The sequence below is a fragment of the Roseomonas sp. 18066 genome (assembly GCF_902706185.1).
In the GTDB taxonomy this organism is placed as follows: Bacteria; Pseudomonadota; Alphaproteobacteria; order Acetobacterales; family Acetobacteraceae; genus Pseudoroseomonas.
This window is the reverse complement of the sequence record NZ_CACSJM010000147.1, coordinates 1-14180: the sequence shown is the minus strand read 5'-3', so window position 1 is coordinate 14180 and position 14180 is coordinate 1. Positions and strand designations below refer to the sequence as shown.

General features: G+C 74.1%; 8 protein-coding genes. 6 read left to right on the top strand and 2 right to left on the bottom strand.

Annotated elements, in window-relative coordinates:
- Positions 1-685: 685 nt before the first annotated feature.
- The 4 genes from GVN67_RS23475 (at position 686) to GVN67_RS23460 (ending at position 8592) form a co-directional block, all read left to right on the top strand.
- Positions 686-2857, top strand: a complete 2172-nt coding sequence (locus GVN67_RS23475) for a histidine kinase dimerization/phosphoacceptor domain -containing protein (protein ID WP_159999754.1) — start codon at positions 686-688, stop codon at positions 2855-2857.
- A gap of 251 nt (positions 2858-3108) precedes the next feature.
- Positions 3109-5586, top strand: coding sequence for a PAS domain-containing protein (locus GVN67_RS23470; RefSeq protein ID WP_200845373.1), 2478 nt, complete (start codon positions 3109-3111; stop codon positions 5584-5586).
- 106 nt (positions 5587-5692) lie between these two features.
- Positions 5693-8167 carry a PAS domain-containing protein gene (locus GVN67_RS23465; protein ID WP_159999753.1) on the top strand — a complete coding sequence of 825 codons (2475 nt, stop codon included), beginning with the start codon at positions 5693-5695 and terminating at the stop codon, positions 8165-8167.
- A gap of 29 nt (positions 8168-8196) precedes the next feature.
- Positions 8197-8592, top strand: a complete 396-nt coding sequence (locus tag GVN67_RS23460) for a response regulator (protein WP_159999752.1) — start codon at positions 8197-8199, stop codon at positions 8590-8592.
- Between the two features lie 36 nt (positions 8593-8628).
- Here the strand turns inward: GVN67_RS23460 and GVN67_RS23455 are convergent, their stop codons facing one another.
- Entirely contained in the window at positions 8629-10689 is a 2061-nt protein-coding gene (locus tag GVN67_RS23455; protein ID WP_159999751.1) for an HWE histidine kinase domain-containing protein, read from the bottom strand.
- A gap of 149 nt (positions 10690-10838) precedes the next feature.
- Positions 10839-12491, bottom strand: a complete 1653-nt coding sequence (locus GVN67_RS23450) for a globin-coupled sensor protein (protein ID WP_159999750.1) — start codon at positions 12489-12491, stop codon at positions 10839-10841.
- Positions 12492-12853: 362 nt separating this feature from the next.
- Between GVN67_RS23450 and GVN67_RS23445 the strand changes: the two genes are divergently transcribed.
- Together GVN67_RS23445 and GVN67_RS23440 are read left to right on the top strand one after the other, a co-directional pair.
- Positions 12854-13423, top strand: coding sequence for a TetR/AcrR family transcriptional regulator (locus GVN67_RS23445; RefSeq protein ID WP_159999749.1), 570 nt, complete (start codon positions 12854-12856; stop codon positions 13421-13423).
- A gap of 108 nt (positions 13424-13531) precedes the next feature.
- The coding region (locus tag GVN67_RS23440; RefSeq protein ID WP_200845372.1) for a paraquat-inducible protein A at positions 13532-14180 on the top strand (649 nt) is incomplete at its 3' end.

Here is a 14180-nt window from a genome sequence, read left to right as displayed (position 1 = left end):
GCGCCAGGCTGAGCCGGCGGGGCGCGGGGATTCGGGAAGTTCGCCGTCGGTCGCAGGCAAGGAAGCCGCGGCAGCCGCCATGCGGCGGAGCGCGACGGCCCGGTAGCGGTCCCATGCGGGGGCCGTCGGGGCGCGGCTCCCCGGCCGATCTTGCTGTCGGTGGCAGCGATGAAGGCGGCGTGACCGCGGCGCCGCGCGGATGGCGCGGCGGGCGGCATGATGGCCCGATCATCCGATGACCGGAAAGTGACCGTGGGCATGGCCATTTCCAAGCGCCAGCATCGCCTTTTCGGGGCTACCGTCGCTCTCGCGGAATTTTTTCCACATCCATCCCCTTGCACGGATCGATGTCGTGCACAGGCGCGATCCGCATCGGGCCATCGCCGGCCGGCATCGCGGGAAAAAAGGCGCGGGCTGCCACGAAGCTGCCGCAGAGGCCCTGGAGACTCGCGGCGACGGCGGGTCACCCGACCCGCGATTCCGGCATGATCCGCGTGGCGCACAGGGTTTTTCCCGACCGGCGCCGGATCGTCCCGGCACGCTGGCGAAAACGGCGGCTTTGCGCTCGCCAGCGGCGACCCGATTGGCTAGGCTGCATGCTGCTGCGGCCCAGGGGGCGACGCGCGGGCCCCGGCCCCTTGCGCCCCCCTCCCCCAGAGAAAAGGCCGACAGGAAAACAGGTATCATGAGCGACAGCCCTGCGGTCCTCCTCCCCGTCCAGCCCACGACCTCCGGCGCCCCCGACCTGACCGGCTGCGACCGCGAGCCGATCCACATCCCCGGCGCGATCCAGCCCTATGGCCTGCTGCTGGTGGCCGAGGCGGCGAGCCTGACCGTCATCGCCGGCGCCGGCGCGCTGGAGGAGCGGCTGGCGCCGGACTGGATGGGGCGGAAGCTGGGCGCGCTGCTCGGCCAGGACCTGGCGGCGCTGCTGGGCGACGTGCTGCCCGGCCCGGGCGGCGTGCTGCATGGCGATCCGGTGCAGGGCCGCGACGACGAGCGGTTCGAGCTGCATCTGCACCGCCTGGGCGGGCTGATCCTGGCCGAGCTGGAACCGGCCGCCGCCAGCCCGATGTCGGCCGCCCAGACCCTGGTCGCGCTGAACAATGCGGGCCTGGCCTTCGACCGCGCCGCCGACCTGCAGACGCTGTGCGACCAGGCCGCGCTGGTGTTCCGCCAGATCACCGGCTTCGACCGGGTGATGATCTACCGCTTCCTCGACGATGGCGCCGGCGCGGTGCTGGCCGAGGCGCGCGACCCGGCGCTGTCCTCGTTCCTCAACCACCGCTTCCCGGCCAGCGACGTGCCGGCCCAGGCGCGGCGGCTCTATGTCCGCAACCTGGTCCGCGTCATCCCCGATGTCGGCTATGCCCCGGCGCCGCTGCGCCCGGCGAGCCAGGCCATGGCCGAGCTCGACATGAGCGACCTGGTGCTGCGCAGCGTCTCGCCGATCCACCTGCAATACATGCGCAACATGGGCATCGCCGCCTCGGCCTCGATCTCGATCGTCCAGGATGGCCGGCTCTGGGGGCTGGTGGCCTGCCACAACCGCACGCCGCGCGGCATGACCTACGAGGCGCGCGCCGCCTGCTCCGCCCTGGTCGGCGGCCTGGCGCGGCAGATCCGCGCCAAGGAGGAGGCCGAGGATTACCGCGAGCGGCTGCAGATGCGCGGCGTCGAGGACAGCATCCTGTCGCGGCTGCAGGTGCAGGGCTTCAGCCCCGCGGCCCTGTCCGAGCTGGCCGGGGAGCTGCGCCAGACGATCCGCGCCGACGGCTTCGCCGTGGTCAACGGCCATGTCGTGGCCAGCGCCGGCCAGGTGCCCTCCGACATCGCGCTGCTCAGCCTGGCCGGCTGGGCGCGGCGGCAGGCGGTGGGCGAGCCGTTCCGCAGCCATGCGCTGTCCGCCGCCCTGCCGGAGGCGGCCGCCTATCGCCAGGTCGCCAGCGGCATGCTGGCCGCCCTGCCGCCCGGCGACAGCGACATCCTGCTGCTGTGGTTCCGCGCCGAGAAGCTCGAGGTCATCAACTGGGCCGGCAATCCGCACAAGGAGGTGCCGCTCGACCCCGCCGCCATCCTGGCGCCGCGCGCCTCCTTCGCCGCCTGGAGCGAGACGGTGCAGGGCCAGTCGGAGGCCTGGAGCCTGGCCGACCTGGCCTCCGCCCGGCGCCTGGCCGCCGGCATCGCGACCGGCCGCCAGCAGGAGAAGCTGCGCCGGCTGAACCGCGAGCTCGACGCCGCGCTCGCCGACCGCGAGACGCTGCTGCGGCAGAAGGACTTCCTGATGAAGGAGGTCAACCACCGGGTACAGAACAGCCTGCAGCTGGTCTCCTCCTACCTCGGCCTGCAGGCGCGGGATTCCGGCGACGAGCGGCTGGCCGACTATGTCGCCGAGGCGCAGCGCCGGCTGGCCGCGGTCTCGCTGGTGCATCGCCGCCTCTACCGCGACGAGCATGTCGAGACCGTCGATCTCGGCCGCTACCTGGAGGAGCTCTGCGCCGACCTGGTGGCGTCGCTGGGCGCGGAATGGCAGCGGCAGATGCGGCTCGACCTGGCGCCGATGCTGATCTCGGCCGACCGCGCCATCAGCCTGGGCCTGGTGGTGACCGAGCTGCTGATCAATGCCAGCAAGCACGCCTATGGCGGCGCCGCCGGGCCGCTCAGCCTCAGCCTGGAGCAGCATGGCGGCATGGCGCGGCTGGTGGTGGCCGACCGCGGCACCGGCGCCTTCCGCCAGGGCAAGGGCTTCGGCAGCATGATGATGCGCGCCATGGTCGAGAAGCTGGAGGGCAGCATCGACTATGCCGACGGCATGCCCGGCCTGCGCGTCTACGTGACCCTGCCGGCGGCAGGCTGAGGCTGCAGCGGCGTCTGGGGCTGGCCGCCGATCACGGCGGCGGCACCGGCGGCGGGGCGCGGCGCTTGGTGGCCGGCCGGGCGCTCTGCTAGGCTTCGCCCCGGCAACGGTGCGGGGGCGCCGGCATGGTCCTGGGGGTTGGGATCCCGGGGCCCTGGCTCGTCTGGTCGCGGCGGCCTTCTGGCCGGCGTGGCGTCTCCACTCCCCTCCATCCTGCGCCCGGGGCTGGCCCGGACGCCCGTGAGGCACCGATGGCCGTGCATCCGCTACCCGACAGGACCGTCGCCAAGGGAGCCGCCGCCGCGGCGCTGGCGCCGGACGACCAGGACGCCGCCTGGATGGCGCTGGTCGCCGCCTCCGAGCGGCTGGCCGGCGCCCGCAGCATGGAGGCCATCATCGGCATCCTGCGCGAGACCGCGCGCCAGGTCGCCGGCGCCATGGGCATCGCCGTGGTCATCCGCGAGGAGGATCGCTGCTTCTACGCTGCCGAGGATGCCGCCGTGCCGCTCTGGGCCGGGCAGCGCTTCCCCGCCGCCAGCTGCGTCTCCGGCTGGGCGATGATGCACCGGCAGACCGTGGAGATCCCCGACATCACCCAGGATGCGCGGGTGCCGCACGCGCTCTACACCGCCGCCCGCATCCGCGCCCTCGTCATGGTGCCGATCGGCGCGCCGGAGCCTTTCGCGGCGCTCGGCGCCTATTGGCAGCCCGGCCAGCGCGCCGATCCGCGCGCGGCGATGCGGCTGGAGGCGCTGGCCCGCTCCGCCGCCATCGCCTTCGAGAATGTCCGCCTGCTGCGCTCGGCCCAGCGCAGCGACCGGCTGCAGCGCATGGCGGTCACCGCCGGCCGCATGGGCGTCTGGACGCTGGACCTGCAGGGCGGCGATCTGGCCAGCTCGGCCACCTGCCGGGAGAATTTCGGCCGCGACCCGGCGGTCGACTTCCCCTATGCGGCGCTGCGCGAGGCGATCCACCCCGAGGACCGCGCCGCCGTCGACGCCGCCATGGCCGGGAGCCTGCGCTCGGGCGGCGACTACGACATCGAGTATCGCGTGCTGACGCCGTCGGGCGACATCCGCTGGATCGGCCTGCGCGGCCAGCCGGCCTATGCCGCCGATGGCGCCGCCGTGTCGCTGTCCGGCGTCTCGGTCGACATCACCGAGCGGCGCCAGGCCGAGGCGCAGCGCGAGCAGCTGAACCAGCTGCTGGAAAGCCGCGCCAATGCGACGGCGGCCGAGCGCGACAGCCTGTGGAATGCCAGCGAGGACCTGCTGGCCATCGCCGGGCCGGATGGCGCGCTGCTGCGCGGCAGCCCGGGCTGGGGGCGGCTGCTGGGCCTGGCCCCCGCGGCGCTGCGCGGGGTGCCGCTGGTGGCGCTGGCGGTGCCCGGAGATGCGCCGGCGCTGGCCGAGGCCCTGGCCCGGCTGCGGGAGGGGCGCAGCCCGGTCCGCTGCGAGGCGCGGCTGGCCCATGCTGCCGGCGGCTTTCGCTGGATCGCCTGGACGCTGGTCGCCCTGCCGGCCGAGGAAGGCGAGGCCGAGGCCGAGCTGCCGCGGCTCTTCGCCGTCGGCCGCGACGTCACCGCCGAGCATGCCGCCGCCGAGACCCGGCACCAGCTGGAGGAGCAGCTGCGGCAGAGCCAGAAGATGGAGGCGGTGGGCCAGCTGACCGGCGGGCTGGCGCATGACTTCAACAACCTGCTGACCGGCATCTCCGGCAATCTGGAGCTGCTGGAGATGCGCGTGGCCCAGGGCCGCGTCACCGAGCTCGACCGCTATATCGAGCGCGCCCGCGCCGCCTCGGCCCGCGCCGCGGCGCTGACCCACCGGCTGCTGGCCTTCTCGCGCCGGCAGACGCTGGACCCCAAGCCCACCGAGGTGAACCGGCTGGTGGCCGGCATGGCCGACCTGCTGCGCAACACCGCCGGCCCCGCCATCGCCGTCGACTGGCGGCCCGACCCGGCGCTGTGGCCGGTGCTGGTCGATCCCAGCCAGCTGGAGAACGCGCTGCTCAACCTCTGCATCAATGCGCGCGACGCCATGCCCGATGGCGGCAGCCTGGTGATCGAGACGCTGAACGCCGGCGGCGCCGTGGTGCTGCAGGTCACCGACAGCGGCGGCGGCATGACGCCCGAGGTGCTGGCCCGCGCCTTCGACCCCTTCTTCACCACCAAGCCGCTGGGCCAGGGCACCGGCCTCGGCCTGTCGATGATCTATGGCTTCGTGCGCCAGTCCGGCGGCGACATCCGCATCACCTCCAGCCCCGGGCAGGGCACCTGCGTCCGGCTGGAGCTGCCGCGCCACACCCCGGTGCTGCGGGCCGAGCTGCCCGCGCCGGAGGCCGGGCCCTTGCCCGAGGCGGAGCAGGGCAGCACCATCCTGGTCGTCGACGACGAGGGGGTGGTGCGCGCCATGGTGGTCGAGGTGCTGCAGGAGCAGGGCTATGCCTGCCTGGAGGCCGAGGAAGGCGCCAGCGCGCTGGAAATCCTGCGCAGCCCGGCGCGCATCGACCTGCTGCTGACCGATGTCGGCCTGCCCGGCGGCATGAACGGCCGCCAGGTCGCCGATGCGGCGCGCCAGCTGCGGCCGGAGCTGAAGGTGCTGTTCATCACCGGCTATGCCGAGAATGCCGCGCTGGGCGGCGGCCAGATCGAGCCCGGCATGCAGGTGCTGACCAAGCCCTTCACCGTCGACCGGCTGGTCGGCCGCGTGCAGGTGCTGCTCGGTTGAGCAGCCGGGGCCCGGCAACCTGCCGCGGCCCCCTCGTTGCGCGGAACGCAATTAAGCTGACCCCTGGCGGTTGCGGCGCGCGCGCCCCGCGCCGCGGCCCCGTGCCATGAACGCCCCCGCCGACCGCCCGGCCTGGCCTGCCGCCGGCGGCGAGATGGCGGGGCTGATCCGCCGGCTGGACTGGGCGGCGACGCCGCTCGGGCCGCTCGCCACCTGGCCGCAGAGCCTGCGCACCGCCATCGACCTGCTGCTGGCCAGCGGGTTCCCCACCTGCCTGCAATGGGGCGCCGCGGGCCACCTGATCTACAATGACGCGGCGCGGCCGCTGATGGCCGACAAGCATCCCGGCGCGCTCGGCCGGCCGATCTTCGACAGCACGCCGGAAATCCGCGCCACCTGGGCGCCGGTGCTGGCCGCGGTGCTGGCCGGGCAGACCGTCACCCTGCAGGACCAGCCCTACGGGCTGCACCGCGACGGCGCCGGCGAGCAGGCCTGGTTCACCCATTCCTGCAGCCCGCTGCGCGACGAGGCGGGCGGCGTCGTCGCGCTCTGGTCAGTTTATATCGAGACCACGGCGCGGCTGCGCGCCGAATGGCGGCGCGACCAGGTCGAGGCCGCGCTGCGTGCCGGCGAGGAGCAGCAGGCCTTCCTGCTGCGGCTGTCCGACGCGCTGCGCCCGCTGGCCGAGGCCACCGCCGTGCAGGCCACCGCCGCCCGCCTGCTGGGCGAGCATCTCGACGCCAGCCGCGTGCTCTATGTCGACATCATCGACGAGCAGGAGGCGGAGGTCCGGCTCGACTACACGCGCGGCGTGCCGTCGCTGGCCGGGCGCTGGAAGGCCGATGCCTTCGGCGATGCCGTGATGCGCCAGCTGCGGCACAGCCAGATCCTGGTGATCGACGACGCCCAGCGCGAGCCGGTGCTGGCGGATGCCAACCGCGCCCTGTTCGCCGAGCTGCAGATCGGCGCCACCATCGCCATGAGCCTGGTCAAGGACGGCCTCTGGGTCGCCGTCTTCGCCGTGCAGAACGCGACGCCGCGGATCTGGAGCCCGGCCGAGATCGCGCTGACCGAGGAGACCGCCGAGCGCACCTGGGCGGCGCTGGAGCAGGCCCGCGCCGAGACCGCGCTGCGCCGGCGCGAGGCGGAGCTGGCCCGCATCCAGCGGATCGGCGGCATCGGCGGCTTCGACATCGACCTGGGCCTGGGCCAGCAGGGGCTGCGCGTGGTCAGCGACCATTCGCCCGAATACCGTGCCGTGCACGGGCTGGAGCCGGTGGGCGCGGATCTCGCCGGGCTGGAGGAGCATCACGGCGCCTGGCTGCGCCGGCTGCACCCCGAGGACCGCGAGCCCGCCGCCGCCGCGCTGCAGGCGGCGCTGGCCGGCGACAGCGCCACCTACCAGAACGAGTACCGCATCATCCGCCCCTCCGACGGCGCCTCGCGCTGGATCGTGGCGCGCGCCGATATCGAGCGCGACGCCAGCGGCCGCGCCGTGCGGCTGATCGGCGCGCATATCGACGTGACGCCGCAGAAGCAGACCGAGGCGGCGCTGCGCGAGAGCGAGGAGCGGCTGCGGCAATTCGGCGAGGCTTCCTCCGACGTGCTGTGGATCCGCGACGCCGGCACGCTGCGGCTCGACTACCTGACGCCGGCCTTCGAGCGGATCTATGGCCTGCCGCGCGAGGGTGGCCTCGGCGAGCACGATTTCCAGGGCTGGGCCGCGACCATCCTGGAGGTCGATCGCAGCCGGGCGCTGTCGCATATCGCCCGTGTCCGCGGCGGCGAGGCGGTGACCTTCGAATACCGCATCCGCCGCCCCGACGGCGAGATCCGCTGGCTGCGCAACAGCGACTTCCCGATCCGCGACGGCCGCGGCCGGGTGCGCTGGATCGGCGGCATCGGCAAGGACGTCACCGAGGAGAAGCGCATCGCCGCGCGGCAGGAGGTGCTGGTGGCCGAGCTGCAGCACCGCTCGCGCAACCTGCTCGCCGTGATCCGCGCCGTCGCCTTCAAGACGCTGGGGCGCGGGGGAGCTGTCGCCGCCTTCGACCAGCGGCTGGCGGCGCTCAGCCGGGCGCAGGGGCTGCTCAGCCGCTTCGGCAGCGACACGGTGGAGCTCGGCGCCCTGGTCCGCGCCGAGCTGGAGGCGCATGCCGAGCTCGAGCCGCCGCGCATCCTGATCCAGGGGCCCGAGGTCAGCCTCTCCGTCGAGCAGGTGCAGACCTTCTCGCTGGCGCTGCACGAGCTGGCGACGAATGCGGTGAAGTACGGCGCGCTGCGCGACGACCTGGCCGGCCAGCTCTCGGTGCGCTGGCAGATCCACGAGGCGGGCGACGAGGACAGGCTGCCGCCGCCGCGCGTGCCCGGCCGCCCGGCCCGCCCGGTGCTGCGCTGGGTGCAGCTCGAATGGCAGGAGCAGGGCCTCGACCTGCCGCCTGCCGCGGGCGCGCCGGACCGGCCGCGCGGCTATGGCCGCGAGCTGATCGAGGAGGCGCTGCCCTATTCGCTCGGCGCCCGCACCGACTATGCGCTGCGGGAGGGGGGGCTGCGCTGCCGCATCGCCCTGCCGCTGCGCTGATCCCCCCCTTTCCAGCCCCGCGAGGTTCCATGTCCCATGCCGCGCCGCTTGCCGGCTTCCGCATCCTGGTCGTCGAGGATGACTACAACATCGCCTCCGAGCTCACGATGGTGCTGCGCCAGGCGGGGGCCACGGTGGTCGGGCCGCATCCGGATGCGGAAGCGGCGCTGGCCGCGCTCGCCGGCGGCCGGCCGGATGGCGCCGTGCTCGACATCCACCTGGGCCCGGGCATCACCGCCTATCCGGTGGCCGACCGGCTGGAGCAGCTGGGCGTGCCCTATCTTTTCGCGACCGGCAATGTGCTGCGCCCGCAGGACCCTATGCTGCGCGGCCGGCCCTATCTGGAGAAGCCGATCTCCGACCGGCTGCTGGTGCGCAGCCTGGCGCAGCTGCTGGCGCCGGCCGAGACGGCGCCGGGGAGCTAGGGCAAGTTGTCTTCGCTCTTGCGACGATAATTTGCTCTAGTCCCGCGCCTCGGCCAGCGGCCCGGCCACCGCGCCGGCCGGCAGCGGGCCATGGCCGAGCGCGCGCCGCAGCGGCAGCTCCATCCGGCAGAGCAGCCCGGCGCCGTTCCAATCGAGCGCCAGCGCGCCGCCGAGCTGGCCGCGCAGCGTCGCCTCCATCACCCGGGCGCCGAAGCCGCGCCGGGCCGGCGCGCCGGCCAGCGGCGGGCCGCCCGCCTCCTGCCAGGCGATGCGCAGCCGGCGCTCGGTGCTGTCATCGACCGTCCAGGCGATGGCGATCTCGCCCTGCGGCGCCGACAGCGCGCCATGCTTGGTGGCGTTCGTCGCCAGCTCGTGCATCGCCATGGCCAGCGGCTGCGCCGCCGCCGCCGGCAGCAGCACGGCCGGCCCGTCCAGCCGCAGCGCCTGGGCGCGGCCGGCCAGGAACGGCTCGATCTCGCCGCGCAGCAGGGCGGCCAGATCCGCGCCCGCCCAGCGATCCTCGGCCAGCAGGGTCTGGGCGCGGGCCAGCGCCGCCACCCGCCCCTCCACCGCGCGGCGGTACAGCGGCAGCGTCTCGGCCCGGGTCAGCCGCAGCGCCGCCTGCACCACGGCCAGCGCGTTCTTGGCGCGGTGGTCGACCTCGCGCGTCAGCAGCGCCTGGCGCTCCTCCGCCTGCTTGCGGTCGGTGCAGTCCTGGGCGACGCCGGCGATGCGGCTGGGCCGGCCGGCGGCATCGCGCTCGGCCACCGCCCCCTGCGAGCTGATCCAGACCCAGTCGGCGCCCGCCATGCCCGGGGTAGCCATGCCCGGGGTAGCCATGCCCGGGGCCCCGCCGCCCGAGCCTGCGCCGCCCGGGGCCCCGCCGCCCGGGCGGTGGACGCGGAACTCGGCGCGGAACTCCTCCCGCTCGTCGCTGGCCAGGGCGGCGAAGGCGGCGCGCACCGCCTCGCGATCCTCGGGGTGGATCAGCGCCATCCAGTCGGCCAGGCCGAACCCTTCCGTCGCGACCTGCGGCAGCGCCTCGGCCAGCAGGCCGGCGCGGCGGCCGCGATCGGTGGCCAGGTCGAATTCCCAGGTGCCCAGCCGCCCGGCCTGCAGCGCCAGCCGCAGCCGCGCCTCGGCCGCCTTGCGGTCGGTGATGTCGACATGCGCGCCATAGCTGATGCCGCGGCCATCGAGCTGCAGCCCATGCACCCGCACCAGCACGTCGCGCACGCGCCCGGCGCTGTCGCGGTGCCGGGTCTCGAACTGCTGCACGCCGGGGCGGATGGCGAAGCTGCGCGCATGGGCGCGGATCGCCTCCGGCTCGCGCAGCACGTCGAGGTCGCCGATGCGCAGCCGCAGGAATTCCTCGCGCGAATAGCCGTAGGAGTCGCAGGCATTCTCGTTGACGTCGAGCACCGCATGCGTCGCCGTGTCGATGATGATGATGGCGAAGGGGCAGGTGTCGAACAGCGTGCGGTAGCGCTGCTCGCTGTCATGCAGCGCCGCCTCCATCCGGGCGCGGCGCAGCGCGGCGGTCAGGCGCGAGGCGAATTCGGCGGCCAGCGCCAGCTCCCGCCGGCGCCAGGCGCGCGGCGCCGGCGCCTCGGCCAGCAGCAGGGCGGCCAGGCGCCCATCCTCCAGCCGTGGCGCGACCAGGATGGCGGGGGCGCCGGCGGGCAGCCGCGGATCGGCATCGCCGCCGCGCAGCGCCAGCGGCTGGCCATCGGCCACCGCCTGCAGCAGCGCGGCCGGCAGCGACGGCGGCGCGATCGGCCCGGCCGGCGACCAGGCCGCCGCCTTGCCGTCCGGCGTCAGCTCGCAGAAGGCGATGCGGGCCAGGCCCAGCGCCTCGCCCAGCAGGCCGATGGCCACCGCCATGGCCTCGGCGCCGCCCAGCCCCTGCAGGCGCTTCTCCAGCCGCAGCAGCAGGGCATGGCCGGGCTGCGGCGGCTCCGGCGCCGCGGCCAGCAGGCGCAGCGCGGCCTCCACCACCGCCTCGGCATCGGCATAGCCGCCCTCGGCCAGACGCGCCTGGACCAGGGCGTCGAGCGCGGGAGGCAGCATCACCGCAGGAATGGAAGGAGCCGACATGAGCAGAATCGATAGAAAGCGCGGGGGGATGTCAATCGGAAGCGTGACAGAGGCAAAACAAATGGCCAGGGGAGCGAATTCCCCTGGACCCCGTCTTCTTTCTCTCGACCGGCGGTTTCAGGGCCGGCGCCTTGCGGATCGCCGGGCGCTCAGGCGGCGGACTTCTTGCCGGCCGCCTTGCGGTTCAGCAGCGCCACCAGCTTCTCCAGCTGCAGCGGCCCGGGCGACAGGCTGAGCACCAGCAGGCCGTCGCGCATGACCACCGCCTCGGCCGGCATGTCCATGCCCTCGAAGGCCAGCTTGGCGCTGGTGCCCGGCAGGGCCTCGGCGCCGCTGACCAGCGCGCCGCTGTCGGACAGGTTCAGCACCCGCACCGGCTGCGGCGCGCCGCCGGCGATCGACAGCCGCCCGGCCAGGTCGACATCGACGCGGTCGCCCTCGCGCCGGTCGACGCTCTTGGTCGAGGTGCGGACGACGCGGATCACCGTCTGGCGCAGCTGGCGCACGGCGTTCTCCAGCACGCCGGCGGTGTGGCGCACGGCCTCCGACTGGCGGTCGGCCTCGGCGGCGGCGGCGCGGACATCGTCGGTGCGCTGCGACATGCGGCTGGCAGCACTCGCCGTCTCGACGACGCTATGGGCGATGGCGGCGGTGGCGCTGCCCTGGGCGTCGACCGCGGCGGCGACGGCGGAGGTGATGCTGTCGATCTCGCCGATCAGCCCGACCACCTGGCTGACCTCGTCGGCCGCCAGCTGCGTCGCCTGGCGGACGGCGGCGATCTGCCGGGTGATGTCGGCGGTCGATTGCGCGGTCTGCGTCGCCAGCTGCTTCACCTCGCCGGCGACCACGGCGAAGCCCTTGCCGGCGTCGCCGGCGCGCGCCGCCTCGATGGTGGCGTTCAGCGCCAGCAGATTGGTGCGGGCGGCGATGTCGGCAATGATCTCGGCGATCTTGCCGATCTGGGCGGCCTGCTGCGACATCGCCTCGATGCTGTCGCGGGCGCCGCGGCCGGCGATGACGGCGCGCTGGGCGGAGGCGGTGCTGCCGCTGACCTGGCGGACGATCTGGTGGATCGAGGCGGTCAGCTGCTCCGCCGCCTCGGCCACCGTCTCGGCGGTCTGGCGGGTCTGGGCGGCGGCCTCGGCGGCCTCGCCGGCATTGGCGCCGGTGCGGGCGGCGGTGGCCGACATGTCGCGGGCGGTGCCGGACATGTCGCCGGTCAGCGCGCTGACCTGCTCGACGGCGATGCCGGCCTCGCGCTCGATGGCTTCCGCCATCTGGTTCAGCGCGGCGGCGCGGCTTTTCTGCTCGGCCGCGGCATAGGTCTCCAGCAGCAGCTCCAGGTCGAACCAGGCGCCCTTGTTCAGCGCGATGCGGAAGGCATGGCCCTGGGCGCGGCTGGCGCGGTTGAACAGCCCGCCGCGGCTCGGCCGGCCATCTTCCTCCAGGCCGAGGTCGCGCAGGATGCCGTGCATCACCGAGGCGTGGCAGATGGCCACCGCATAGCCGGGCACGCCATGGGCGTAGAAGGCGGAGGCCAGCGCCTCGGCGGATTCGGTGAAGCCCGGGCCGACATCGCCGCCGACCACCCGGCACCAATGCGCGACGCGGGCGCGGTGCACCTCCGGCTTCACCAGCGCCGCATGGATCTCCGGCCAGGCGGCGAATTCGTGGTGCAGCTCTTCCAGCAGCGCCGGCAGGCGGTTGCGGGCGAAGTCCCCCATGCCCTGCAGCACGCGGATATCCTCGGGCGTGACCTTGAAGGCGGCCAGTCGCTTTTCCTGGGCGGAGCTGTTGTTCATGGGGCGCCGGAAGTCCCTTGGCCGTGCGGATGCGGGGGGCGGGCGCTGGGCGTCCGCCGGGGTCTCTCGACGACGGGAGCATAGGCATAAATATCAACGGGACGTTAAGTATCCCCGCCCTATGTAAAGCTTGTCTTTGGAAAGTCGGGAAATGTCGTCGATTGTCGGCCTGCCGCAGCCCTGCGGCCCCGGCATGGAGGGATCGTCATGCCGGGGGCATGGCCGCTGGTATAGGATGGCCGGGCCTTCCTCGCGCGGCGCCGCTCACGAAAAAACCAACCGGGCGGATTGTTTTTGCCCTGGCCGCCCGCCGCCGCCCGCGGCTAGGGTCCCGCTCCCTCCCCAGCCGCCGCGGAAGGCCGATGGACAATCCCACCCGCTCCCGCCGCTCGCGCAGCGCCGTGCTGCAGGCCGCCCTGGCCATCATCGCCCGCGACGGGCCCGGCCGGCTGACGCTGGAGGCCCTGGCGCGCGAGGCCGGCATGAGCAAGGGCGGGCTGATGCACCAGTATCGCAGCAAGGCCGCCGTGCTGCTGGCGCTGCTGGAGCACCAGCTGGACTATTTCGACGGCTTCCACCGCGAGCAGCAGGCGGAGCTCGGCGCGACCCATCCGGAGGCGCATCTGGTCGCCGACCTGGCCACCGCCCGGGAGGCCACCTCCATGCCGCGCTCGGTCGCCTTCGCCATCCTGGCGGCGGTGGCCGAGGAGCCGGGCATGCTCTCCGTCATCCGCGACCGCGCCGCCGAGCGCCTGGCCAATATCCGCGCCGAGGCCACCGATCCGGAGCTGGCGACGCTGCGCTGGCTGGCGGCGCAGGGGCTGGTGCATGGCATGCTGCTGGGCGTCAGCCCGCTGGAGGCGGAGGAGCGCGAGCGGCTTTTCTCGCGCCTGATGGATGCCGGCCAGTGGCGGCCGGCGGCGGCGCCCTGACCGCCATGGCGTTTTCTCGCCGGGTGGAAAAACCTTTGCCGGGGCTGGCGGGTTGCTGGCGCAGCCCATGACCCGCCCTGCCCCCCGTCCTGCCCCCCGGTTCCGCTGATGGTTGACGCTCCCGCGAGGCTGCGCGCCTGCGACGATTGCGGCCAGCTGGTGCGGCTGGCGGCGCTGCCGCCGGGGGTGGATTCCCGCTGCCCGCGCTGTGATTCGGTGCTGCGCCGGCACCGCGCCAGCCCGCTGGCCACCCCCCTGGCCCTGGCGCTGACCAGCCTGCTGCTGTGCCTGGTGACGCTGACCACCCCCTTCCTGACCATCCGGCTGCTGGGGCGTATGCGCGGCAGCATGGTCGATTCCGGCGCCGCCGCCTTCATCGATGACGGCTTGTGGATCCTGGCGGTGCTGCTGGTGGCGACCGTCGTGCTGGTGCCGCTGGGGCGGCTGGTGCTGCGGCTGGTGGTGCTGGCGGGGCTGGTCTCGGCGGCGCCGCCGCCCTGGCTGGCGCTGCCGCTGCGCTGGCACCAGCATCTGGGCGCCTGGAGCATGCTGGAGGTTTTTCTTTTCGGCGCGCTGGTTTCCTACACAAGGCTGGCGGACCTGGCCGAGGTCGAGCTGGGCCCCGCGGTCTACGGCCTGGGCGCGGTGGTCATCGCCATGGTCGCGGCCGACGCCGCCTTCGAGCCCCAGGCCGCCTGGGACGCGCTGGAGGATCGCGGCGTCATGGCCCGCCCCGCCGCCGCCCGGGCCGAAGCCC